General features: G+C 44.4%; 19 protein-coding genes. 14 read left to right on the forward strand and 5 right to left on the reverse strand.

The window, feature by feature from the left end; all coding sequences use genetic code 11:
• Positions 1-30 precede the first annotated feature (30 nt).
• The 10 genes from R8N47_RS07540 (at position 31) to R8N47_RS07585 (ending at position 12,272) form a co-directional block, all read left to right on the forward strand.
• The gene (locus R8N47_RS07540) at positions 31-963 is read left to right on the forward strand and encodes a transporter substrate-binding domain-containing protein (protein WP_064354926.1); all 933 of its coding nucleotides are present in this window, start codon (positions 31-33) and stop codon (positions 961-963) included.
• Positions 960-3,290: a putative bifunctional diguanylate cyclase/phosphodiesterase gene (locus R8N47_RS07545; protein WP_064354925.1), complete on the forward strand. Its 2,331-nt coding sequence runs from the start codon at positions 960-962 to the stop codon at positions 3,288-3,290. Before R8N47_RS07540 ends, R8N47_RS07545 begins: the two co-directional genes overlap by 4 nt.
• 212 nt (positions 3,291-3,502) lie before the next feature.
• Complete coding sequence (locus R8N47_RS07550; protein ID WP_005375095.1) at positions 3,503-4,696, forward strand: glycine C-acetyltransferase; 1,194 nt, start codon at positions 3,503-3,505, stop codon at positions 4,694-4,696.
• 44 nt (positions 4,697-4,740) lie between these two features.
• Positions 4,741-5,772 carry an L-threonine 3-dehydrogenase gene (gene tdh / locus R8N47_RS07555; RefSeq protein ID WP_005383983.1) on the forward strand — a complete coding sequence of 344 codons (1,032 nt, stop codon included), beginning with the start codon at positions 4,741-4,743 and terminating at the stop codon, positions 5,770-5,772.
• Positions 5,773-6,161: 389 nt separating this feature from the next.
• Positions 6,162-6,707, forward strand: a complete 546-nt coding sequence (locus R8N47_RS07560) for a spore coat U domain-containing protein (protein ID WP_021035866.1) — start codon at positions 6,162-6,164, stop codon at positions 6,705-6,707.
• Positions 6,708-6,746: 39 nt separating this feature from the next.
• Positions 6,747-7,244, forward strand: coding sequence for a spore coat U domain-containing protein (locus R8N47_RS07565; protein ID WP_005383978.1), 498 nt, complete (start codon positions 6,747-6,749; stop codon positions 7,242-7,244).
• 20 nt (positions 7,245-7,264) lie between these two features.
• Positions 7,265-8,020, forward strand: coding sequence for a molecular chaperone (locus R8N47_RS07570; RefSeq protein ID WP_064354924.1), 756 nt, complete (start codon positions 7,265-7,267; stop codon positions 8,018-8,020).
• Positions 8,020-10,446, forward strand: a complete 2,427-nt coding sequence (locus R8N47_RS07575; protein ID WP_412034475.1) for a fimbria/pilus outer membrane usher protein — start codon at positions 8,020-8,022, stop codon at positions 10,444-10,446. Before R8N47_RS07570 ends, R8N47_RS07575 begins: the two co-directional genes overlap by 1 nt.
• Positions 10,443-11,411, forward strand: a complete 969-nt coding sequence (locus tag R8N47_RS07580) for a spore coat U domain-containing protein (RefSeq protein WP_064354922.1) — start codon at positions 10,443-10,445, stop codon at positions 11,409-11,411. Before R8N47_RS07575 ends, R8N47_RS07580 begins: the two co-directional genes overlap by 4 nt.
• 141 nt (positions 11,412-11,552) lie before the next feature.
• A complete protein-coding gene (locus tag R8N47_RS07585; RefSeq protein ID WP_042521660.1) occupies positions 11,553-12,272 on the forward strand; it encodes a carbonic anhydrase in 720 nt (239 codons plus the stop codon).
• Positions 12,273-12,344: 72 nt separating this feature from the next.
• Here the strand turns inward: R8N47_RS07585 and R8N47_RS07590 are convergent, their stop codons facing one another.
• Positions 12,345-13,448 carry a mechanosensitive ion channel family protein gene (locus tag R8N47_RS07590; RefSeq protein ID WP_064354921.1) on the reverse strand — a complete coding sequence of 368 codons (1,104 nt, stop codon included), beginning with the start codon at positions 13,446-13,448 and terminating at the stop codon, positions 12,345-12,347.
• 301 nt (positions 13,449-13,749) lie between these two features.
• Here R8N47_RS07590 and R8N47_RS07595 point away from each other — a divergent pair, with 301 nt between their 5' ends.
• Positions 13,750-14,097, forward strand: a complete 348-nt coding sequence (locus R8N47_RS07595) for a helix-turn-helix domain-containing protein (RefSeq protein ID WP_005375109.1) — start codon at positions 13,750-13,752, stop codon at positions 14,095-14,097.
• Between the two features lie 90 nt (positions 14,098-14,187).
• Here R8N47_RS07595 and lldD read toward each other — a convergent pair whose 3' ends face one another.
• Together lldD and R8N47_RS07605 are read right to left on the reverse strand one after the other, a co-directional pair.
• Positions 14,188-15,327, reverse strand: coding sequence for an FMN-dependent L-lactate dehydrogenase LldD (lldD, locus tag R8N47_RS07600; RefSeq protein WP_005383962.1), 1,140 nt, complete (start codon positions 15,325-15,327; stop codon positions 14,188-14,190).
• A 315-nt stretch (positions 15,328-15,642) separates the two neighbouring features.
• Complete coding sequence (locus R8N47_RS07605; RefSeq protein ID WP_005375111.1) at positions 15,643-17,334, reverse strand: L-lactate permease; 1,692 nt, start codon at positions 17,332-17,334, stop codon at positions 15,643-15,645.
• Between the two features lie 162 nt (positions 17,335-17,496).
• Here R8N47_RS07605 and R8N47_RS07610 point away from each other — a divergent pair, with 162 nt between their 5' ends.
• Positions 17,497-18,396, forward strand: a complete 900-nt coding sequence (locus tag R8N47_RS07610) for a LysR family transcriptional regulator (protein ID WP_005375112.1) — start codon at positions 17,497-17,499, stop codon at positions 18,394-18,396.
• A gap of 120 nt (positions 18,397-18,516) precedes the next feature.
• The gene (locus tag R8N47_RS07615; RefSeq protein WP_064354920.1) at positions 18,517-20,550 is read left to right on the forward strand and encodes a prolyl oligopeptidase family serine peptidase; all 2,034 of its coding nucleotides are present in this window, start codon (positions 18,517-18,519) and stop codon (positions 20,548-20,550) included.
• A 242-nt stretch (positions 20,551-20,792) separates the two neighbouring features.
• Here the strand turns inward: R8N47_RS07615 and R8N47_RS07620 are convergent, their stop codons facing one another.
• Both R8N47_RS07620 and R8N47_RS07625 read right to left on the reverse strand, forming a co-directional pair.
• The gene (locus R8N47_RS07620; protein WP_064354919.1) at positions 20,793-22,424 is read right to left on the reverse strand and encodes an ABC transporter ATP-binding protein; all 1,632 of its coding nucleotides are present in this window, start codon (positions 22,422-22,424) and stop codon (positions 20,793-20,795) included.
• An 85-nt stretch (positions 22,425-22,509) separates the two neighbouring features.
• Complete coding sequence (locus R8N47_RS07625; RefSeq protein ID WP_017635485.1) at positions 22,510-23,007, reverse strand: hypothetical protein; 498 nt, start codon at positions 23,005-23,007, stop codon at positions 22,510-22,512.
• Positions 23,008-23,194: 187 nt separating this feature from the next.
• Here R8N47_RS07625 and R8N47_RS07630 point away from each other — a divergent pair, with 187 nt between their 5' ends.
• Complete coding sequence (locus tag R8N47_RS07630) at positions 23,195-25,555, forward strand: Lon protease family protein (RefSeq protein ID WP_005375118.1); 2,361 nt, start codon at positions 23,195-23,197, stop codon at positions 25,553-25,555.
• Positions 25,556-25,648: the final 93 nt, after the last annotated feature.

Genomic DNA, 25,648 nt, shown 5'->3' on the forward strand with positions numbered 1-25,648 from the left:
GGGCGCTTTGTGAAAGGTAAGGATATTATTATGTCAGTCATAACATTCAAAAGAACTTTAGCGACGGTGGCGCTCATGGTTACCTCTGTTGCGTCGTCTGCCGCTTGGTCAGACGATTTACAACAAATCCGTGAACGCGGTGTACTGCGTCACATTGGTGTCCCGTACGCTAACTTTGTCTCCTATATTGAACAAGGTGAAGTGGAAACTTTGACTGGCTTGGATGTAGAGATAATAAAAGGTTTTGCCAAGTCGTTAGGTGTTCAGTACCAGTATGTTCCAGCACAGTGGAGCGACGTGGTTGGTAAGTTGACAGGGCAAAATGTGCAATATCACAACAAGCAGGCTGTTGTCGGAGAAAGTGTTCCAATTGAAGGCGATTTGATCGCAAATGGCGTTACTATTCTTGATTGGCGTTCTGAGGTTGTCGATTTTTCTCAAGATTATTTTCCTTCAGGTGTATGGTTGGTTTCCAGATCCGACTCTAGTCTGAGCCCGATTAAACCAAGTGGGTCGGTCGATGAAGATGTTAAAAACGTCAAGCAGCTGATCGATGGTCGCGAAGTGTTAGCTTTAGAACATTCTTGCTTGGATCCTAACCTTTATGACTTATATGACACAGGTGCAAAAGTTATATTACCTGATGGGGCGCGTCTCCTTAATGAGATGGTTCCAGCGATAATGAAAAATGATGCGGAAAGCACATTATTAGATGTTGCGGATACGCTAATTGCCCTCGAAAAATGGCCGGGTGAAATAAAAGTCATTGGCCCTATATCTGAAAATCAAAAAATGGCTGTTGCATTCCGTAAAAATTCCCCTGAATTACGCAAAGCATTTAATCGTTATTTAGACTCGATAAAAAAAGACGGTTCATACGAAAAACTAGTAAAAAAATACTATCCATCTATTTACTACTTTTATAACGATTACTTTATAGAAGATAAAAAGAAAGTCCGATGAATAAGGCCGTTAAAAAATTTTCCAGTAAAAGATTTATTACAATAAGCGCAATATTAGTTTCAATTTACTTAGCTATGCTTATTACTGTGACTAGCGTAGGTCAAAATAAATTAAAAGAATCTCAATACAGAGAACTAGATTTAAAAGTTAAAAGTTATGCAAGCACACTCGATAATTTATTTACCATAGCGAGTGAAGATGTTGATAATCTAGCTACAGATAAAACAATACAAACATTCTTTGGTAATTTAGCTTCTGGCATGTCAATGGAGTATGGATTAGGAGCCAGTCTAATTAATTTAAAGCGTCGCTTCGATGAGAAGATAGACAGTAAGCTAATTAATAGCAGCCAAATCTATAAGAAGCTCACGCTGGTAGGCAGTGATGGAGTCACCATTGTCACCACTGGATCTGAAAACCTTGCCGAGCACAAAATGGACATACAAACCTTAATGACTCAACACGGGCATCCCGAAGAGGTTTGTGCGACGCGATACAATGATGACGTTCGCATTCAAGTCATTAAGCAAGTTAAGTTCTCCGGAAAGCCTGTTGCCTTTTTAATTGCCGATCTTAATAAGAATATTGTTATTGACCAACTTACTAACCAAGAACACGAAGATAGTTATAGCCGAATGGTGCTAAAAATAAAAGACGTGGAAATGGTTGTATGGGATACCATAAATAAAACACCTTCTCACAATAAGGATGAGAACTATTTCGTTTCTGAGGCTATAGACGGAAAAATTTACTTTGAAGTGCCTGTGGATAAACATCACTTCAAATTGATGGCGTGGTTCGAGCCTTTGAGTGAACGAGATATATTTACATCACGGCTCTTTATTATTGGTTTGAGTATTCTCGCCGTTATGATCGTCATTGCTTTATGTTATGCATTCATCACGAACAATAATAGGATTGAATTGAAAATTAAGCTTGAGGAAGAAAAAAAGCGTAAAGATATTCTTTCTAAACAGAATAAAAAATTAACGAACGAAATTGAACGTCGAAAAGCGTCTGAAAAAGAACTCGCCTTCCAAGCTAAATATGACACATTAACCAATTTACCTAATCGTAGTTATGGTTCCGAGCGATTGGCTTTGGAGTTAATTAGGGCATCGCGTAGTGGGTCTAAAGTTTTGGTGATGTTCATCGACTTAGACCACTTTAAGCAGATTAACGATTCAATGGGACACTTTGTTGGGGATGAAATCCTTAAACTCAGTGCTCAGCGACTGTATCAAGTCGCGAGAAAAACAGACTTATTGGCGAGAATTGGTGGGGATGAGTTTTTACTCGTCATCCCTGATTTGCCTGATAATGATACTGCAAAGCGAGTTGCTTCAAGTGTACTTTCGGCGTTTAACGATCCGTTTGTTTGGAACAACCATGAATTCTTCTTGAGTAGCAGCGTCGGAATGTCTGTGTTCCCGGATGATGGAGACAACGCTGAGCAGCTTCTTGCATGTGCAGATATGGCAATGTATCGGGCGAAACAAGATGGGCGTGATGGCTTTTGTTTTTATAACCATAATATGAACCAAGACTTGCAACGCTATTTGGATCTGGAAAATCGTCTGAGAAGTGCGATCTCCAATCAGTTGTTAGAGCTGTATTATCAGCCAATTATTGAGCTGAGTAGTGGTAAAATCGTAGGGGCAGAAGCGCTAATGCGTTGGAATGATGACAAGTACGGATTCGTAAACCCTGAAGAGTTTATCTCTATTGCAGAGAAAAATGGTTTAATTCATCAAATTGGTGAGTTTGCTATTCAACAAGCGTGTCGACAAGCGGCACAATGGCAGAGTCTGACTCCGTTGTTTGTTTCTGTAAACTTTTCTAGTGTTCAATTTAGGTACTGCGAGCGCTTACTTACGTTTATTAAACACAGCCTTGAGGAGTCTGGTCTTCCGTCAGATAAGTTCGATATTGAAGTGACAGAAAGTCTCCTCTTCAATCACGATTCTGAGCTATTAGACATGCTTAATAACTTACGAGCGTTAGGCACCAAACTTACTATTGATGATTTTGGTACTGGTTATTCTGCGCTGAGTTACTTGCAGAAGTTTCCGTTCGACCGCTTAAAAATTGATCGTAGCTTTATGCAAAATATGTTCGAGAACGACTCAGACCGCGAGCTTGTGAACGTAATCATAGCAATGGCAAAAGCGCTGGATCTTAAGATCGTCGCAGAAGGCATCGAAGAACAGCGTCATGTGGATTACCTGAAAAACCTAAACTGTGAGTTCGGACAAGGTTTCCACTATAGTCGACCATTACCTGCTAAGGACTTTGAAGCACTTTTGGCTAAGCCTACCTGGCTATAATTCCTTTTATAACAACCTCATAGAAAAGCATTAATCGAATTTGTGCCTAGGATTCATTAATGCTTTTCCACCTTAAGGTATAATCCTTCCTCCTTCCTTGAATTACACTACAATTAATTGATGAGTGATAGCCCGTGACGCCCGTCACATAAAGGCTCAACCTAATTCTAAACGAGTAAATACTCGCCAAAATAACTAGGAAGGAATTTCAAATGTCTTCTGCATTCTACCAACAGATTCAGCAGCAAATCGAAGAAGTAAAGGCGGAAGGCCTTTACAAATCAGAGCGTGTCATTACGTCTCAACAGCAAGCGGCTGTTAAAATCTCTACTGGTGAAGAAGTACTAAACTTCTGTGCGAACAACTACCTTGGCCTTGCCAACCACCCGGCACTTATCGAAGCGGGTAAAGCAGGCATGGACGAGCACGGCTTTGGTATGGCTTCAGTACGTTTTATCTGTGGTACGCAAGACATCCACAAAGAGCTTGAGCAGAAGCTTTCTAAGTTCCTAGGTAAAGAAGATACGATTCTTTACACATCATGTTTCGACGCAAACGCGGGCCTATTTGAAACTATTCTAGGCAAAGAAGACGCAATCATCTCTGACGCTTTAAACCACGCGTCAATCATCGATGGTGTTCGTCTATGTAAAGCAATGCGTTTCCGCTACTCAAACAACAACATGGAAGAGCTAGAGCAACAACTGATCGCTGCGAAAGAAGCAGGTGCTCGCCACATTCTTATCGTAACGGACGGTGTGTTCTCAATGGACGGCGTAGTAGCAAACCTTCCGGCTATCTGTGACCTAGCAGAGAAGTACGGCGCGTTGACTATGGTTGATGACTCTCACGCTGTTGGCTTCATGGGTAAAACTGGTGCAGGTACGCACGAGCACCACAACGTGGTTGACCGTATCGACATCATCACTGGTACGCTAGGCAAAGCAATGGGTGGCGCTTCAGGCGGTTACACGTCTGGTAAAGCGGAAGTGATTGACTGGCTACGTCAGCGTTCTCGTCCATACCTATTCTCTAACTCTGTTGCACCAGCAATCGTAAGCGCTTCTATCCGCGTTCTAGATCTACTAGAAGAGAGCGGTGACCTACGTGATCGTCTATGGGAAAACGCAGCACACTTCCGTACTCGTATGGAGGACGCTGGTTTCACAATGGGTGGTGCTGACCACGCAATCATCCCAATCATGCTTGGCGACGCAAAAGTAGCAGCAGAATTTGCAGAGCGTGCGCTGGAGAAAGGCATCTACGTAATCGGCTTCTCATTCCCTGTAGTACCAAAAGGTCAAGCACGTATCCGTACTCAAATGTCTGCGGCGCACTCTCGCGAGCAACTAGACCGTGCAATCGACGCGTTCATCCAAGTTGGTAAGGACATGGGTCTTATTTAAGATTCTAGGCCTTAGACAATAGGGCCTTTAATTAAGGTTACATTATGAAAATTAAAGCATTATCAAAGCTAAAGCCTGAAGAAGGCATCTGGATGACTGAGGTTGATAAACCTGAAGTTGGCCATAACGACATTCTGATCAAAATTAAGAAAACCGCTATCTGTGGTACAGACGTACACATCTACAACTGGGACGAATGGTCACAAAAGACAATTCCAGTGCCTATGGTTGTTGGTCACGAATACGTGGGTGAAGTGGTTGCGATTGGTCAGGAAGTTCGTGGCTTTGAAATCGGTGACCGCGTATCTGGCGAAGGTCACATCACGTGTGGTCATTGTCGTAACTGTCGTGGCGGCCGTACTCACCTATGCCGTAACACGATTGGTGTGGGCGTTAACCGCGAAGGTGCATTCGCAGAATACCTAGTTATCCCAGCGTTCAACGCGTTCAAGATCCCTGAAGGCATCTCTGACGATCTAGCGTCTATCTTTGACCCGTTTGGTAACGCAGTACACACAGCACTTTCTTTCGACCTAGTAGGTGAAGACGTGCTTATCACAGGTGCTGGCCCAATCGGTATCATGGCAGCAGCGGTTGCTAAACACGTTGGTGCTCGCCACGTAGTGATCACAGACGTGAACGAATACCGTCTAGAACTTGCTCGTAAGATGGGCGTAACACGCGCAGTAAACGTTGCAGAAGAGAAGCTAGAAGACGTAATGGCTGAGCTAGGCATGACAGAAGGCTTCGATGTAGGTCTAGAAATGTCTGGTAACCCAGCAGCATTCAACTCAATGCTAACCACAATGAACCACGGTGGTCGTATTGCACTACTAGGTATTCCACCATCAGACATGGGTATCGACTGGAACCAAGTTATCTTCAAAGGCTTGGTGATCAAAGGTATCTACGGCCGTGAAATGTTCGAAACTTGGTACAAGATGGCTTCACTGATCCAATCTGGTCTGGATCTATCGCCAATCATCACGCACCACTACAAGATTGACGATTTCCAAGAAGGCTTCGACGTAATGCGCAGCGGCATGTCAGGCAAGGTTATTCTTGATTGGGAATAACTTATTCAAGTAAGAAATGCGCTCCTTTTTGGGGCGCATTTTTGTTTCATGAAGATTCTTGTTTTGGGAAGAAATGGTCGCCAATCTTTTCTAAACTTCTCGTGTCGTTCTGCTACTTTTTTTAGATTTTTTCCACTCAACTTCACCCTACCTTCTAACTCATTGTCGATTCTGTATTTGGAACAAGATAATAACCATTTGTTTTTAGTGGTTATTTTTTAGCATTACATGCTTAAAAATCGTCACTTTTAAGTTTAATATTTTTATTTGCTGTTCGTCTTTATCCTTATCCTGCTTCTTTTTATTGTTTTACATTTTATATGCATTTGGTTTGTCATAATTGAGCTATAACTAATAAAAAGGTTACCGATATACAGTGGAATGTAAAAATGGAGCTTTATATGAAAAGATTTTATCTGATGATGCCTCTGCTCTTAACCTCATTTAGTTGGCAAGCGAATGGAGCGTCAGTGAGCGGTACGATTGATGTTTCAATTAACCTTGTACAAGGTTGTGTGATTAATGGAAATAATGCGGTAGATGCAGCTTCTGGCGTTGGCTTTGGCTCACTCGCCTTTGGAGACGTGCCTGCAATCTTCAGTGAACAAGATGGTGTGGTAAATGGTGGTAGTGCGACGGGTATTGAAGTGCTTTGTAGTAATGGTGTGACACCGACGTTTACATTGGGCACCGGATTGTATGATGCAAGTGCGACCGTTGGTACCTACGCGATGTCAAATGGCGCGCAATTTATTGATTATACGTTGTTTACCGACTCAGACCGAAGCACACAAATTATACAAGGTGGGACGGTAGCTCTGTCTGAATTTACTAGTGCAACATCGCAAACTATTGAGCTTTTTGCGAAAGCTTACGGTACGAGCAGCATTGCCGGTACATACTCCGATACCATCAGTGTGACGCTAAGCTGGTAAAACGTGACGCTGGTTGTTAGGGGCTTTTCACTTGTCGCGATGAGTTTGTGTTCTTTAACTGTGCTGGCTGATGCGACACAAACTTTTCAGGTGTCTGCCACCGTAGATACAGGTTGTTTGATTAACGGCGCAGTACAAGAAGAAAGCGCAACCCAAGCCGGGCAAATAGGCACGTTAGATTTTGGTGAGCATTCTTCAGTTTACGTGACGGAAGTACAAGGCAGCATCACTTACAGTTCATCACTCACATTAAGTTGTACTCCGGGTATTACGATGAATGTTTCCGTAAATGGCGGGATGAATGCATCGGATGGTGTACGTAAGCTAAAGCACAGTGAAGAAGCGACAACGGTAGATTACTTTTTGTTTCAGGATCTAAATTATACGCAGGTGCTTGATATTGACACGCAATATTCCGTCGATACTGACCAAGACCCAGATAATATTCAGTTTCCTATCTGGGCAAAGGCGACAATAAATGGGAATGAAATGGCTGGAATTTATATGGATACGCTTACGCTGACATTAGAGTGGTAAGTGAACTTTGGAGGGGTGAAATGGAATTCATACTCAAAAAACTATTATTAATAACCTTCCTTTTTGTTTTTTTCTCAAATGCCAACGCTAACTCATTATTAATTTGGCCGATTTACCCCAAAATATCAGAGGAGAGTAATGCAACATCACTTTGGATGGTAAATAAAGGCAGTGTTGATTCTTATTTACAGGTGAGAATTTTTAAGTGGGAACAAAACGAAGGAGAAGATAGCTATTCAAGTCAAAGCCAGTTAATTGCAACCCCTCCGTTTGTCAAAATTGAACCAGGTGAAAAGCAGTTAATCCGCATCATCAACCAAGATGAAGCCTCTGCGGGTAAGGAGTATGCATACCGAGTGATCATAGATGAATTACCGCCAACTCAAAACCCTCAAACAGAATTGACGGAAAATGAACTCGCTGTAAAAGTCCGAATGCGTTACTCGATACCTTTGTTTATTTACGGGAAAGGGCTGACTGATACTCAAAAACCAAACCGTGACAGTGAATTATGGGATGATTTACAGGCACAGTTTATTAAGAAAAATAATCAGCGTTTTGTTCACATTAAAAATTCAGGAAAACACCATGTTCGCTTAGTGAATTTACAATTGAACCTACCAAATAAAGATCCTGTCGTTATTTCCGATGGACTAGCTGGCTATATTCTTCCTGAACAGTATAAGGTTTGGTCTATTCCCCATAGTAATGTCAGCCCCTTGAGTTTGAGCGCGAATATTGGAGGTAAACGTTACCAAATACCATTGAAGCAATAATGAATAGATTTAATACAATGAATGCTTTCTTTTGGTTGGTATTACTTAGCGTAACGTGGAGCAGTATTGGTCTTTGTGCAAATTCAGCAAACCACTTCTCTGAGCTACCGAGTCCTGAAAATTTCTCATTAGAAAAGTTTGAGAATATTAGCCTCAATCTGGAGTTGGTGATCAATCAAAGAGCAACAGGGCTTGTTGCGAAAGTTGAGCGAGTTAGCGATCAGTTCTTTTTGCTCCGGGAGGACCTCATTTCAGTTGGGGTTACCGCCACGTCGTTGCCTGGAACCGAAGAGAGACTTGAGGTTACGTCTATCCCAGGTGTTAACGTGCGTTACTTGCAATCGTCATTGCAACTTGCAATTGACGTACCGCCTAATTGGTTACCGATGCAGAGCTTATCAGCGCAGGATATGGGGCGATTTTCCCCGGCTCAGTTTGGGCGTGGTGGCCTGCTTAACTACAACGTATTTGGTGTGTACGAGAACGAAAGCCGACAAAAGGAGGTTTCTATAAATCATGAAGTCAGAGCCTTTTCTGAGTTTGGCGTTTTTTCTACTACCGGGATATTTAAATCTAACTTTCATCGCGATGTTCAGTCCCAGAAAAGCAGCCAGTACACTCGTTTTGATACGAGTTACGAGTACGTCAATCAAGAGAAGCGAATTCGTATGGAGGTAGGGGACTATATTGTTCGCCCTTTATCTTGGAGCCAACCAGTAAGACTGGCGGGTATTCAGTTGTCGCATGATTTCTCTATGCGTCCGGATGTCGTGACGACGCCGTTACCTGCATTTTACGGTGAGGTCACAGCGCCCACTACGTTAGATTTGTTTATCAATGGCTTTAAAACTGACTCAATGAATGTTGGGCCCGGTCCTTTCATTATTAACGATATTCCAATGCTCTCTGGTGCTGGGGAAGCAACGGTAATTGCAACGGATGCTCAAGGTAAGCAAACGGTCATGACCAGCCCATTTTTTCTCTCTTCCGATCTACTCAAGACCGGATTTACATCTTACAGTGCGAGTATTGGTGCGATCAGAGAAAATTTCGGTAATGCATCTAACGACTATGGAGACGGTGGCGTGGTTACCGCTCTGCGTCATGGCATGACTGATTGGTTAACATTAGAAGCTCAAGCCGAAGCAAAAGATGACCTGATCGTTGCGGAGCTGGGCTTTGTCACCAATGCTTTCAACTTGGGTACGGTGGATGCCTCGTTTCGTGTGAGTAATTTTCAGGATCAATCTACCTCATATGCGCTAGGTTATAGTTATCAGTCTCGGCTGTTTAGCTTCGCTGCTCGAACTCAAGTAGAACAAGCCGACTTTTATACCTTATCTCATTTACCAAATTATGAAATGCTCGATGAAGGCAAGGACGCTTCACTCGCGTCGCGCCATCTATCACAAATCAATATGGGAGTCCGTTTGGGAGATTGGGGCTCACTTTCTGGTGGGTACTTTGATATTCAACAATCCGACTCAGATTCACGTACCCTAAATCTTACTTATAGCTACGCTCTGCCTTTTAATATCAATATGTCCCTTTCTTACAACCATAGTATTGGTGGTCAGAGTGTTACGCTGGCGCAATTCTCTCTACCTTTCAGTTCTTTGGGGGGAAGTTCGGGGCTAACGCTGAAAAGAGAGGACGATGGCGATGTGCGAGGGCGAGTGGGTTACAGCCGCCTTGCGCCAATACGAGGTGGGTGGGGCGTCAATTTAGCGCATGATATTAACGAACACCCAGAAAACCGTAAACAGGCCGATTTGACCTACCGTGCGTCATGGGCGCAGTTCAGAGCGGGGTTAAATGGCACCAGTGGCGACTATGATTATTTTGCGGAAATGGCAGGTTCGGTCTCTACATTGGATGGAGAAATATTCCCGGCGAATGAAGTGTATGACAGCTTCGCTGTGGTGAGCACCAGTGGTTTTGAAGGTATTCCGGTTAAATATGAAAATCAAATTGTCGGAGTGACAGACGATGAAGGTTACTTACTTGTTCCTTGGGCTACGGCGTATTACACCGCCAAATATGAAATCGATCCACTTAATTTACCTGCCAATGCTGCGTTTTCTGCGACAGAGCAGTTTGCTTCGATACATTCGGGCTACGGCTACCTGTTAGAGTTCCCAATAGAGCTACAAATTGCACTGAGCATGACGGTGGTAGACGAAAATCATTTGTTCCTTCCGATTGGTACATATGGCCGCTCAGAAACGGGCTTAACAAGCCAAATTGGTTGGGATGGTTTTACGTACTTTGAAGGCGTTGACCCAGGCCGCTATATTCAGTTTTATCCTCAAGGACAGTCGCCATGTAAAGTGTTTATTGAGGGGTTGTATCAGCGTGACAGTCAAAAAATACAAACATTGCCTGAGCAGGTTTGTATCAAAGCCGAAGAAGAGACCGCACTATGATTTTGCGCAGCTGGTTTGCTAGCCTACTTCTCTTTTTCTCGTGCTCGACAATGGCTTGTCAGCTCACGGCGGCAGCACCTTTAATCTTGTTTGGCAATGTTTCTTCGTTTACTGTTTCAAGCTCTCAGCAGCAAAGCTCAGCTCAGCCTCATGCGGGGATTACGTGTGACTTTTCTACACTTGTGTCTTTGTTAAGTGGCGACTACGTATCAGCAACGTTTAACAGTATAAATAATGGTTTGCTATTAAATGAGGATGATCCGAGTTCGGAGCTCAGCTATCAGATTTTTGGCGATCCAGGTCTTTCACAAGAGTATGTATTCGGCCAAACTTACAATTTTTTTGAAATCGGGTTACTCGATTTACTCGGGTTGTTTGGCACTCAAGCCGAGTTTCCGCTCTATGCTCGGACGGGAGTGGGTAGTAATCTTTCCGCTGGGACTTATAAAGACCAAATCACCGTATCCTGGATTTGGGATTACTGTAAGGGTATCGGGGTTCTAGGGGTATGCATTGGCCGCGCCAATGGCAGCGCTCAAAGCGTGATTACGGTTGAGTTGGAAGTGACCCCTGATTGTATGATCACAGCGCCAGATATTGATTTTGGTTCGTCCCCATTAGTGGCCGGTTTTGAACCAGTCAGTCAGGTTATATCGTTAACTTGTACCAAGAATAGTTCCTTCTCCATTGGCTTGAATGACGGCCTAAATGCGTCCGGCGGTCAGCGGCGAATGATTTCTAGTGGTCACTATTTGGAGTATGAAATCTATAAGTCATCAACGATGGAGCGCTGGGGAGGCACCAGTTCTGAACGTCGTGAACACAGTGACGTCGATACTGGCGGCTCCATTCCGGATGGTATCACTCCACAGAATTATAATTATCGCGCGCAGATACTAACCAGCCAAACGACCCCTCCTGCAGGTACTTACACCGATTCAATAATCGTTGACGTTCAATTTTGAGCATCATGTCAATTACATCATTAGAGGCTTCTATTCCAAAAATCTTTTGTAATCATAGTTTTCACTCTGTCACTGCTTAATTTTGTGAGATTAGTATGGCTTTATTCTCACGGAATTTAACTTTCAGAAATAAGGAAAATGATGAAGAAGTCACTAACAACATTAGGTTTGGCACTGGTATTTACAGGAACAGCTTATGCAGCAAGCTGGGGCTACGAGGGAAACCATGGGCCAGCTCATTGGGGTGAGTTTGCATCTGAGTGCGCAAAAGGTCAAAACCAGAGCCCAATCAACATTGAATCGGCGACCGAAGCGAAGCTAGAAAAATTGAATTTCGACTACGAAGGTAAGGCAATTTCACTGCTGAACAACGGTCACACTTTACAGACTGGTTTAGAAGGTAAAAACACACTCACCATTGATGGTAAAGAGTTTACGTTGAAACAGTTCCACTTCCATACGCCATCTGAAAACCATGTGGACGGTAAAGAATACCCTCTAGAAGCACACTTTGTGCATGCCGACAAAGTAGGTCATCTAGCTGTTGTCGCGGTGTTCTTTAAACTGGGTGACGCGAACCCAGATCTAGCTAAGATGCTAGCTAACATTCCAACTAAAGATCAAGATGTTACTATCAAGGTTCCATTTGATGCTGATGCCCTTATCCCAAGTGATAAAGACTACTACCGCTTTAACGGCTCACTAACGACACCGCCATGCTCTGAAGGTGTACGTTGGTTCGTGATGAAAGAAGCACAAACTATTTCTCCTGAGCAGATAAAATCTTTTTCGGAAGTAATGGGGAAAAACAATCGCCCAATCCAACCGCTGAATGCACGTATGGTGTTAACGCAACAATAACCACTTCATGCGAAGAAAAATAAAAAGCCCGCTTAAACACAGCGGGCTTGATTATTTGGGTATTGGTGAGAACTAGAAGCCATGATCTTCTTGCTCTTCCGCTTTTACCATTTGTATAGGATCAAGCTTAAGCGTCTGAGTAGGGAACGCGATATCTGCATCGTGTTCTTTAATGATGTTGATTACCTTAAGCAGTATGTCCTGCTTAACCTCATGGTATCTCACCCAATTCACGGTTTTAGTAAAGGTATAGATAAAGAAGTGCAATGATGATGGACCGAATGTATCGAAGTTGACGATAAGTGTTTGGCGTGCATCAATGTCTTTGTGATTTTTCAGCATTTCTTTTACCGCGGTGATAATTTGCGGCATTTTTTCTGCATCGTCGTAACGAAGTCCAATTTTTTCGTAGATACGTCGGTTCAGCATGCGAGATGGGTTTTCTACGACAATGCTGCTAAACACTGAGTTTGGTACATACAGTGGACGCTTATCGAAAGTTCGGATAATGGTCATGCGCCAGCCAATGCGTTCTACTGTCCCCTCTATTTGTCGGTCTGGAGAACGGATCCAATCGCCAACTTTAAATGGACGATCGAAGTAGATCATAAGACCTCCAAAAAAGTTAGACAGCAAATCCTTCGCCGCTAAACCGACGATCAAACCACCAACACCACCGAAGGTAAGTAGGCCCGATAGTGACAGACCAAATGCCTGCATTACGGTTAGAATTCCGACGGTAATAAAGAACAGGCGCGCGACCTTAGCTATCGCTTGTACTGTTGTTTCATCTCGGTTCTTTTGTTCGAGAACATGCTCTTCAACATTGGTAATGAGCCGCATAACGGTCCATACGAAGATGCTGATGATTAAAATCAGTTTCAGCGTACTTAACCAGTTTATTTTATCGTTGAGCTCGCTCTCTAATATGATGCCGATAGAGGCGGTTGCTGGCCAACACCAAATGAGTGTACTGACTGGCGCTTTTAGCGCATCAAGCAACATGTCATCCCAGTGGAAGGGCGTTTTCTCTACGAGCGCAGCGAGGCGAGAGCGGATCAGCCGCCAAGCTATCCAAGCTATAAAGCTAGCGAGCGTAATGAAAAGGACGCTCCCACTCCAATTTTGATGAGACGTTTCAATGTAGCTTTGTAATTCGGTAAACCACTGTGGCATATGTAACTTATTTCTAGTGAACCATGGAAGGAAAGGTAGCAGATATTACTCCTTCACCCCAGTGATTTCCTTTAAATCATTTACTTATGTCTAAACCGCCCGAGATGGACTTTTCCTTCCGATGAAAAGAGAGTCACCTCAATGTTCTGTTGAGCGACCGCCTCATGCATGTTCAGAGGTACGCTACCAATGATTGAGGGTTGATATTTGGACGATCAATTATAACTTCTCTGACTTATCGCTAACATTTATCTTAAGTAAGTGTGAGAGTGTATTGGCTCTTGAATTAGCGGAGGCAGATATGGAATTTACAGAGCTGGATCGAAACGCGCTCTACGACATCTGGATGTCACAAAAAGCCAAAATGCACATCACTCAAATGGAAATGGCGAAGCGCCTTGGTTTGAGTCTACACGAGTTTTCTGGCTTGTTACGTGGTAATTCTCCACTGACGCTAGGTTTTGTAAAACAGCTATGCGAGCAGCTACATGTACGTCCTGGTCAGGTGATTCCGTCTTTGACGGAGCGTGATCTATCTGCATCTGGTACCGTTTATTTACAAAATCGTGTGACGGTGGATGGCGATATCAGTAACGTGTTTATCGACGGAAACCAAGTCGTGATCGAGTACGTTCACCAAGTTAGCTAGCTTGCTCGTCAAATTATCGGGTTGAAGAGCAATAAAAAACGAGCCACTGTTGGCTCGTTTTTTCGTTTCTGTTTTGCTCGATTGCAAAGATTATGGGATTTTCACTAGCGAATCGCGTGAAAGATCCGCGATAGACTTAGCGCCAGTCAGCGTCATTGCTACACGCATTTCTTTATCGTACAGATCCAGTAGGTTTTCAACGCCTGCTCCGCCTTGTGCTGCCAATGCGTACACAAATGAACGGCCAAGAAGCGTACAGTCTGCACCAAGTGCGAGCATACGAACGACATCAAGACCAGTACGAATACCAGAGTCTACGAAGATCTTAAGATCACCTTTTACCGCATCCGCAATGCTTGGTAGTGCTTTAGCACTTGAAAGTACGCCATCTAACTGACGGCCACCATGGTTAGATACCACAATGCCATCTGCGCCGAAACGTACCGCATCTTTCGCGTCTTCTTCATCTAGAATGCCTTTGATAACCATTGGGCCATCCCAAAAATCACGAATCCACTCAAGATCTTTCCAGGAGATAGAAGGGTCGAAGTTTGCGCCTAACCAGCCGATGTAATCTTCTAGCTTTGTTGGTTCGCCACGATAAGTTGAGATGTTACCTAAGTCGTGCGGTTTACCAAGTAGACCCACATCCAGCGCCCAGCTTGGGTGGCGCATCGCCTGGAATACACGACGCATGGCCGCGTTAGGGCCACTCATACCTGAGTGCATGTCACGGTAACGTGCGCCAGGAACTGGCATATCAACGGTAAACACCAGCGTTGTTACGCCTGCTGCTTTTGCACGCTCAAGTACGTTTTTCATAAAGCCACGATCTTTAAGCACGTAAAGCTGGAACCACATTGGACGTTCAATTGCAGGTGCGACTTCTTCAATCGGACAAACCGAAACAGTTGACATAGTAAATGGGATGCCTTTTTTCTCGGCTGCTTTTGCTGCTTGCACCTCGCCTCGGCGCGCGTACATACCAGTTAGACCAACAGGAGCTAGCGCGATTGGCATTGCCAGTTTCTCACCGAAGATCTCGGTTTCGAGGCTCAAATCTGTCATATCGCGTAGGACGCGTTGGCGAAGAGCGACATCACCTAAATCGTCAGTATTACGCTTCAGCGTGCGTTCGTCGTAAGAGCCGCCATCAATATAATGGAATAGAAACGGGGGAAGCTTGGCTTTCGCGGCAGCGCGGTAGTCAGTAGAAGCTGAGATAATCATAATGGTGTCCTAGCGGTTATTCTAAGCAAAGTTGTGGAGCAATTTGCTCTTTCGTTGAGTCTTCATCGCAAAGCAGTGAAGACATCAAAATGAGTATAGTTACCTATGGTTCACTTACGTTTGAATCGGTGATGTTGGTAACCCATTTACATAATTGGTTGAAAAATTTTATCAAATCACTCAATCAGTTATGCAAACTGGAAAGGGTGACACAGCTGTCGGGGGAATTGATGTAGCAAGCTAAATCAACATGTCGGGGTAGTAGTGCAGACAGCTGTGTCAAATTAGGCAGGGCTGTAAACCCTGCATTTCGCGTTACTTCATTAAGACATCTGTCATTTGGAAGCCATAAATCAGCACCAATCCAATAATGCCTGTCATTACAATGTAGTAGAACGTAGGGATAATCGTCTTACGCAATGTTGCGCCTTCTCGACCAAGCAAACCTACCGTGGCTGATGCGGCAACAACGTTGTGAATCGCAATCATGTTACCTGCGGCAGCACCGACGGCTTGGAGTGATACAACAATCACGCTCGAAATAGACAACGTTTGTGCCACTTCGAATTGGAACTGGCTGAACATCATATTTGATACCGTGTTTGAGCCAGCGATGAACGCACCCAGTGCACCAACGGTGGCACTCAGCGCTGGGAACGCAGAACCAACAAGGTCAGAGGCGAAGTTTGCGGTTGTGACGGGCATACTTGCTAGGTCAGCACCGTTGATGCCTGAGTTGATAAAGATACGAACCATCGGAATGGTAAATACCAAGACAAAACCCGCCCCAATCAGTGTTTTGCTTGACTCGCCAAATGCTTCACGCAATGGCTTTACGCTGCCGCTTTGTAACATTGCAGCAAGTAGTGCGACAAACACCAGAATGCCACCAGGAAGGTATAACGGCTGAATCGCAGCGCTAACGCCAGTCTCACCAAGAATGTTGCTGAACGACAAACTTACGCTTTGTACAAAGCCTTTCAGTTCTGGGCTTACGCGGCTTGCGACGAGAATAACTGCCAGCATTACATATGGAACCCAAGCTTTTACGATGCTCATTGGCTTGCCCGGATTGTCGTTTAGATCGACTTTTAGCGAACCTAACCACTCTGCAGGCCATTTGTCTTCGCTTTCGAAATCCCACTTAGTCTTTGGTACTAAGAAGCCTTTTTTCGCTGCGGTAACAACGATAGACAGACCAACCAAACCACCGATAAGTGAAGGGAACTCTGCGCCCAAGAATACGCCGGTTAACGCGTATGGAACGGTGAAAGAGACACCAGCGAATAACGCAAATGGTAGAATATCCAGGCCTTCACTCCAGCTTCTGTTCTTGCCGAAGAAACGTGTTAACATCATCGCCATTAATACCGGGATCATCGTACCTACGACTGCGTGAATGACAGCAACGTGTGCTGTGATATCTTGCAGGTACATTTCCCACGTTGCACCTTGTGCGGCCAACGACTCACTGATGTTATGCGTGTCTAAACCTTTGTTTACACCTACGATGATAGGCGTGCCTACCGCGCCGAATGAAACAGGCGTAGACTGAATCATCATGCCCATAAGGACAGCGGCTAGCGCAGGGAAGCCGATTGCAACCAGTAGTGGTGCAGCGATTGCTGCCGGGGTACCGAACCCAGATGCGCCTTCAATGAACGAGCCAAAGCACCAAGCAATGATGATGGCTTGTACACGGCGGTCAGCCGAAATATCGGTAAATCCATTACGGATTGTGGTGATCGCTCCAGTGTGTTTTAAAGTGTTGAGCAAGAAGATGGCACCAAACACGATCCATAGAACAGAGACAGTAATGCCGAGTCCTTGGAATACGGAGGCCAGTACGCGATTGGCTGACATATCCCAAAACATAAGTGCGATAGCGACGGTTAGACCGAACGCAACAGGCATGGCTTTTTTAGCAGGCCAGTTGAGACCAACCAATAAGATGGCGGCAACAACAATTGGCGAAAATGCCACTAGGGCAAGTAGGGTTTCACTCATTTGTACATCCTTCGTACGCTGACTTCTCGAACGGTGTCAATCCGCTGTAGAGGTGACTTTTTGTTGTAATGGTTTTGTTAATTTGGCGTGAATTTACTCCTTTATTTTTTGTTGATATAGGGAAATAATGAAAATAATTAATTCCAAAAGTGACATAATGGTATGAGAGCAGACGACTTAATCCTATTTTCTCAAGTAATCGAACTTGGCAGCTTTAGTAAGGTTGCAGAGGCAAATAACCTTACAAATTCGGTAGTTAGCAAAAGAATGGCGAGGTTGGAGGAAGAAATAGGGGCTCAGCTATTATATAGAACAACGCGCAAATTAACCTTGACCGAGGCAGGTAAGGTGTTACTCCACAGTGCTAAAAATGTGAAGCAGGCCACTCAGGAGGCTATGGACGCTGTTGCAGGCTTTGGAGAGAATGTGAGCGGTCATATAAAAATGTCCGTGCCGTGTATCTCTGGAGATTTGATACTTGCTGATGCTGTTGCCGAATTTTGTAACCTTCATCCGGGTCTGACCGTGGATATGTCATTGGATAATCGCTTTGTCGATTTAGTGGCTGATGGTTACGATTTAGTCATTCGAACTGGCTACCTAGCCGACTCCAGTTTGATCGCACGACATATTCTCGATTCCCAATGGGTGGTATGCGCGTCACCTTCTTATATTGCGAAAAATGGGAAACCGATCGAGCCGATTGATCTCACCACGCACAATTGTCTGCAATACGCTTACCAAACCACAGGTGCAACGGATTGGGAGTTTAAAGGAGAAGATGGCAATTACATCGTCAAAGTATCGGGCTGCTTTTCTACTGATAACGCGACCGCATTACGTAAAGCCGCTCTGGGCGGCCATGGTATTGCTTACGTCCCGCGCTGCTTGGTGTATCACGATATTCGTAATGGTCAACTGGTGGATATTTTTCCTGAATTAGTAGGTAAAAAGTTGGGTATCTACGCGGTGTATCCGTTTACTCGTCAACCACCGAACAAAGTGAAGCTGCTTATTGAGCACATTCGTGACCGGTACTTAACGATATCTCATTATTTCTAGGTTCTTCATAGATTTAAAACAATGTCGTTGAAATCAAAATTGGGTGCTCTAAGGTAATCACCGCAATAAAACGATTGAAGATAAACAACTTAATAAAAACAACGGAGTAACACGGACGTTATGCATTACCCAAAAACACGTAAAGATTCTGTCGTGGATACTTATTTTGGTCACGACATTGCCGACCCTTATCGTTGGTTAGAAGATGATCGCAGTGAAGAAACCGCACAATGGGTTTCGGGTCAAAATTCGGTCACCTTCGATTTCCTTGGTCAGATACCGTACCGCCAACAAATCCGTGACTTAGTGGCGAACAGTCAAAACTACGAAAAATATTCCCAGCCATTTGTACGTGGTGACTACACCTACTTCTACAAAAACAACGGTTTGCAAAACCAAAGCGTATTGTATCGACGTAAAGGCGAGGGAGAAGCCGAGGTTTTCCTTGATCCAAATACTTTCTCCGAAGAGGGCACGACCTCTCTTGGCGAAGTCAGCTTCTCTAAAGACTACCGTTTGGTCGCGTATTCCATCTCAGAAGGGGGTAGTGATTGGCGTAAGATCTTTGTCATTGATACGGAAACCAAAGAACAGTTAGAGCCTGAGATTGTTGATGCGAAGTTTACGTCGATTTCTTGGCTGGGCAGCAAAGGCTTCTATTACTCAAGCTACGATAAGCCGCAAGGCAGCGAGTTGTCTGCTCGAACTGAGCATCACAAGCTTTATTATCATGAACTTGGTACCCCTCAATCTGAAGATAAAGTGATTTTTGGTGAGTTGGATACGCAAGTTCATCGTTATGTGTCTGGTACGACGACGACAGATGATCGCTTCCTCATTATCTCTGGCGCAGAATCTACATCGGGTAATCGTCTGTTTTATATCGATTTACAGTCTGACTCCCAAGCAATTGTGACGCTGCGCGATACAACGCAAGGCGACACCTACTTAATTGATAGCCAAGACGCAACCTTGCTGCTTTACACCAACCTAGACGCGCCGAACGGCAAAGTTGTCAGCTACAACACTCAGACAGAACAATGGGCTGACGTGATTGTTGAACAAGAACAGCCGCTAGAAATCAGCAAAGGTGGCGGTTATCTGTTTGCGACTTATATGGTGGATGTGCTTTCTAAAGTGCAGCAGTTTAACTACCAAGGTGAGTGGATTCGAGATGTAGAACTGCCGGGAGAGGGCACGGCTTACGGTCTAGCGGGTAAAAAAGAAGAAACCACGCTGTATTACACCTTTACTAACTACGTGACACCACCGACGATCTTCTCATTTGATGTCGAATCTGGTGCATCGACGCTTTACCAAGAATCAAAAGCGCCGTTCGATCGCAATGAGTATGAGTCAAAACAGGTGTTTTACACCTCAAAAGACGGCACGCAAGTTCCGATGATCATTTCATACAAGAAGGGCATTGCACTTGATGGTAGAGCACCAACCATGTTGTATGGTTACGGCGGTTTTAACATCAGCCTCACTCCAATGTTTTCTGGCAATGTAGCCAACTGGCTAGAGTTGGGTGGTATTTACGCTGTCGCCAACATGCGAGGCGGCGGTGAATACGGTAAAGCCTGGCACAACGCAGGCACTCAGCAGCAAAAGCAAAACGTGTTTGATGACTTTATTGCGGCGGCGGAATACCTGATTGAAAACGACTACACGAGCTCGGATCGCCTAGCGATTCGCGGTGGTTCTAATGGTGGTTTGTTAGTTGGAGCGTGTATGACGCAACGCCCTGAACTATTCAAAGTCGCGCTGCCTGCGGTTGGCGTGCTTGATATGTTGCGTTACCACACGTTTACGTCTGGAGAAGGCTGGAAGTATGACTATGGCACGTCGGAGCAAAGTGAAGCGATGTTCCAATACTTGCTTGGTTACTCTCCTGTTCACAATGTAAAAGAAGGCGTGCAATATCCTGCTACCTTGGTGACAACTGCTGATCACGACGACCGAGTTGTGCCAGCACATTCGTACAAATTTATTGCGAAGCTGCAAGACAAACAGCAAGGCGCTAATCCAGTATTGATACGCATTGATGTCAATGCAGGTCATGGTGCAGGAATGCCGCTGAGTAAGCAAATTGACCTCACCACAGACGTGTATGCATTTACGTTACATAATATGGGTATTGAGTCGATTTAATGCCCTAGTTGTTCGAAGCTTCTGAGAATAAAAAAATGCCGCGACAGTGTCGCGGCATTTTTCATGGTTGGGGGAACTCAATTCATACTGTATGCCAGTATTTGAGCCAGGTTGACTAAGTCTGACTCTTGAACCAACCAGTCTCGGCGGCCAAACCGAAAGGCAGCTACGCCATTCTTAAGACAAGATGAATTTATCACCTTTTCTTAATCCTAGTTTATGAATATGAAACTGTGATGAACCTAAGCCGCATTGTGCTGATTTTCACTGTTTTCAAGATCAAATGAGGCATCTATCAGTTTTTTCGTGTAGTCATTTTTAGGGTTTTGGAAAATCTTTTCGGCCGTACCTTGTTCCATGACCTCGCCCTTTTGCATGACTAGAACACGATCAGAGAGTGCTTTAACTACTGATAGATCGTGGCTAATAAACAAGTAGCCAATATTGTGTTTTTTCTGCAAATCTTTCAGAAGGTCAATCACTGTCAGTTGCACCGAGCGGTCTAATGCAGAGGTTGGCTCATCAAGCAGAATAAACGAAGGTTCAAGGATCAGTGCTCGCGCGATAGCAATACGCTGACGCTGGCCTCCTGAAAACTCGTGCGGATAACGGTTGATGGACGCGGGATCTAAGCGGACCTCACGGAGCACGTCGCGCGCTTTCTGCATACGTTCTTTTTTACTCAACATTGGTTGGTGGACAGTTAATCCTTCTGTGATGATCTCGCCGATAGTCATACGAGGAGAAAGCGAACCATAAGGGTCTTGGAATACCATCTGAACGTCTTTTTTCAGCTCAAAACGTTCTTTGTTTGTCAGCAAGGCCATATCTTGGCCTTTGTATTCTATTTTGCCAGTTGAGGGCAGTAGACCTATCAAAGCTCGGCCGAGTGTAGACTTACCTGAACCGGACTCCCCAACGATCCCGAGGGTCTCTCCTTGTTTAAGCTCAAGAGAAATGCCTTTTACCGCTTCGAAGTACTCATTCTTGCTCGCAATAAAATGCGACTTTACCAAGAATTTGACTCGTATATCGTCGGCCTTTAAAAGCTGTGTAGCACTTTCGCTAATAGGCTCCTTACTGCCTTTAGGAATCGAGTTGATTAGCATACGTGTGTATTCGTGCTTTGGGTCCTCGAAGAGTATTTGCGTTTCGCCTTCTTCGACGACTTCTCCTTTACACATCACAATGACACGGTCTGCAAAGTGTTTTACGACGCCTAAGTCATGAGTAATAAATAGGATTGCCATGCCCATCTGAGCCTGAATTTCTTTAATCAGGTGCAACACTTCTGCTTGAACCGTGACATCCAACGCCGTTGTTGGTTCGTCGGCGATCAAAATATCGGGCTCGTTAATCAGTGCCATCGCAATCATGATGCGTTGCAATTGACCACCAGAAAATTCGTGTGGGTACTTGTTGTACGCTTTTTCTGGGTTTGGCATATGAACCAATTCAAACAGCTCTAACACCTTTTCTTTTGCTGTTCGTCTGTCGACCGGGCGGTGACACATTATGGCCTCAGCGACTTGGATACCCACCCGCATGTACGGGTTTAGTGAGGTCATCGGCTCTTGAAAAATCATGCCAATGCGATCACCGCGAATAATTTGCATTTCACGCTCTGTTTTATCCAAGATGGAGCTACCCTCAAACATGATGGATGAGCTTTCATGCAAAATAGCGTTGTCTGGCAGTAGTTTCATCAGTGCATTGGTTGATACTGACTTGCCAGAGCCAGATTCGCCAACGATGGACAGCGTCTCGCCTGCTTTTAAATCGAAGCTAACATTCTTTACTGCATCGACGATCCCATCGTTTGTCGTAAAGCTGACTGATAGGTTGTTCACCGAAAGAATGGTTTTAGAAGACATCACAGATCCTTGTGGTTGATAAAGCAAATGATACTCAAGCAATGGACAGTACAAACCTAGCTGGCCTCAATGCTTGAGCTTTAGATTAATTATACAGGTGAGAAGGCGAAGCTTTTGCCGAACTCATTGCTTGCAAATGTAAGAACTGCTCATGCGCGCGCGTTACGTGCTCGAGTTCTATCATCCATTGAGCATTACGTTGGGCAGAGCAAAATGCCGCCATGTGAGCTAATAAGTCTTCGCTCTGTTGACCAAGTAGGTGACCTACGCGCTCAATCAGTTCATGGCTCTCTAGCTGCAAAAATTGAAATAGCGCGTAAGTTTGATTGAGTATTGAGAACGCATCATGCTGTAAGCCGAGTTTGTTGAGAATCTCTGATTGCGTCACGCTAGCATCTCTAAGTCCCGTAATGAGACATACAAATTGGCAAGGTTTAGTTTGTGCATTTTCTAGCGCTAAATGAATGTGGTTGGGTAGATTGTTGAGCACGTCGTCATATAAACGATGAGCTTCTGGCCAATGGCCTTGTTCCATCAGTTGCTCCGCTTTTAAGTAGCGCATCCAGCATTGCTCAATATTCATATCCATCTCCACAACATTTGATTTGTTTAGATATTAAATGAAATTGATTATCAATTGCAAGTGCGTGTTAATATCACTTATGTGTTCATAAAATGTCCAATCAATCTAGGGTGGAAGGTAAATCACTTAAAATTAAGCAAATAATCTCTACACTCAAATAACGAAAATAAGAAAAAAGGAAGTGGATATGGCAATACTAAGATTGGAAGCTAAGCAGCTATATTCTGTAGCAGATCTAGAGAATATGCCATGTAAGTCGACCAAGGAGTTACCTCCAATTGATGAAATCGTGGGCCAAGAGCGCGCGCAAAAAGCGGTCGAGTTTGCGATGTCCATCAAAGAGAAAGGGTATAACATCTACGCCATTGGTCAGAATGGGCTAGGTAAACGCACCATGATCTTGCGCTATCTGAATCGTCACCAGCACGATGCAGCAGCCCTGTTTGATTGGTGTTACGTTGCGAACTTTGAGGATACCCGTACACCAAAGGTATTAAAGCTGCCTTGTGGTATCGGAAATAAACTACGTGTTGATATTGAAGCTTTAATGGGCAAATTATTGAATGCTTTACCCCTAGCATTCGACAATGAAATGTACTTTAGCCGCGCTGAGCGATTAAAAAATCAATTGGCAGCTAAGCAACAAAACGAGCTGGATCGTATTAGTCGAGAGGCAAAAGAAAAGGGCATCAGCCTAACACTGACTACGCAGGGGGATTATCAGTTTGTCGCCATGAACGGTGATGAGCTTCATACGGAAGAGTCTTTTGATGTACTAAGCAAAAAAGAACAAGAGCAATTCAGCGATGCTATTGATGAACTCGAAGTGCGATTGCGCTCGATGGTTCGTGAGCTTACGGAGTGGGAAGAGACATACAGCGATAAAATCAAAAAGCTCAATGATGAAGTGACGCTTGATGTGATTACTCACTTCATCAAAAAACTCAAAGTGGATTACGCGCAATATTCCGAAATCAAAACCTACTTAACTGAGCTGCAAAAAGATATTGTTGAAAACGCAGATATCTTCCTTGACCAAAGTGGCGAGCAAGGCGAAATTGCGACGGCATCCTTGGATAAAAAATTGCCACGTCGTTATAAAGTGAACGTCTTGGTAAGCCGTAAAAGCAGCGAATTTCCTATCGTTGTTGAAGAAAACCCCAACTATCATTCACTCTTCGGGTCGATTGAGACTGCCACTTTCAAGGGAACGGTGTTTACCGACTTCTCGCTGATTCGCGCAGGGAGCTTGCATAAGGCGAATGGCGGCGTTCTATTAATGGATGCTCAGAAAGTACTTGAACAGCCTTACGTTTGGGATGGTTTGAAGCGCGCATTGCGTGCTCGTCAATTGAGTTTTACGTCTCTAGAAAAAGAAGTCACATTGACGGGGGCGGTATCACTCGATCCTGAACCGATTCCGCTTGATATCAAAATCATCTTATTTGGTGATTACCGAACTTACCAATTACTCCAACATTACGATCCAGAGTTCAGCGAGTTGTTCCGCGTGACGGCAGATTTCGAAGACGAAATGAAACGTACGCCGGAGTCTGAGCTGCATTACGCGCGCTTTATCTCTAGCGTGGTGCATGACAACAATATGCTGCATTGCGATCGCAAAGCCATTGCTCGAATCATCGAATACAGCTCACGTTTGTCTGGCGACCAATCCAAGCTATCTCTACATTCGGCTAATATCGCCAACTTGCTTCGAGAGTCGAACTACGTAGCTCGTCAAGCCAACTCCAACATGATTCGTATTGGGCATGTTGAAGAGGCGCTCAATAACCAAGAAATGCGAGTAAGCCGATTACGCGATAACGTAATGGAAACCTTTATTAACGGCACAACGCTGATTCGCACCGAAGGAGAAGCCGTAGGCCAAGTGAACGCACTTTCGGTATTGAGCACTAGTGACTACATGTTTGGTGCACCGAATCGCATCACAGCGACGACGTGTTACGGTGATGGGGATGTTATCGATATCGAGCGCAGCGTGGATTTGGGTGGCAGTATTCACTCTAAGGGCGTGATGATTTTGTCTGCCTACTTATCTTCCGTATTTGGTAAAACGGCACGAGTGCCATTAACGACAACCATTACCTTTGAGCAATCTTATGGTGGTGTTGATGGTGATAGTGCCAGCATGGCTGAGTTATGTGCGGTTGTGTCTGCTTTTTCAAAGCAACCAAACCGACAAGACATTGCGATAACAGGGTCGATGAATCAATTTGGTCAAGCTCAGCCTATTGGTGGCGTAAACGAAAAGATCGAAGGATTTTATGATGTGTGTGTAATTAAAGGTCGTCATGACGGGCAGGGGGTCATTATTCCGCGCTCTAATGTTCACAATCTAATGCTTCGTTCCGACATCGTGAAAGCAGTCGAAAAAGGCGAGTTTAATATTTGGGCGATTGACCATGTTACTGAAGCTATCGAATTGTTTACGGGGAAAGTTGCTGGTGAGCCAACTGATGAAGGTTCTTATCCAATCGATACCATTTTTGGCCTTGCTCAAGCTAAGCTCAATTCGTTGAGAAAATAGGCTGAAACCGTCCTAAATGTGAATGTATCTCATCATAAGTGATCATAATTTATCATAACGACAATATCCCGACGCCACTGTCGGGATATTGTC

The sequence above is a fragment of the Vibrio sp. 2132-1 genome, from assembly GCF_033344315.1.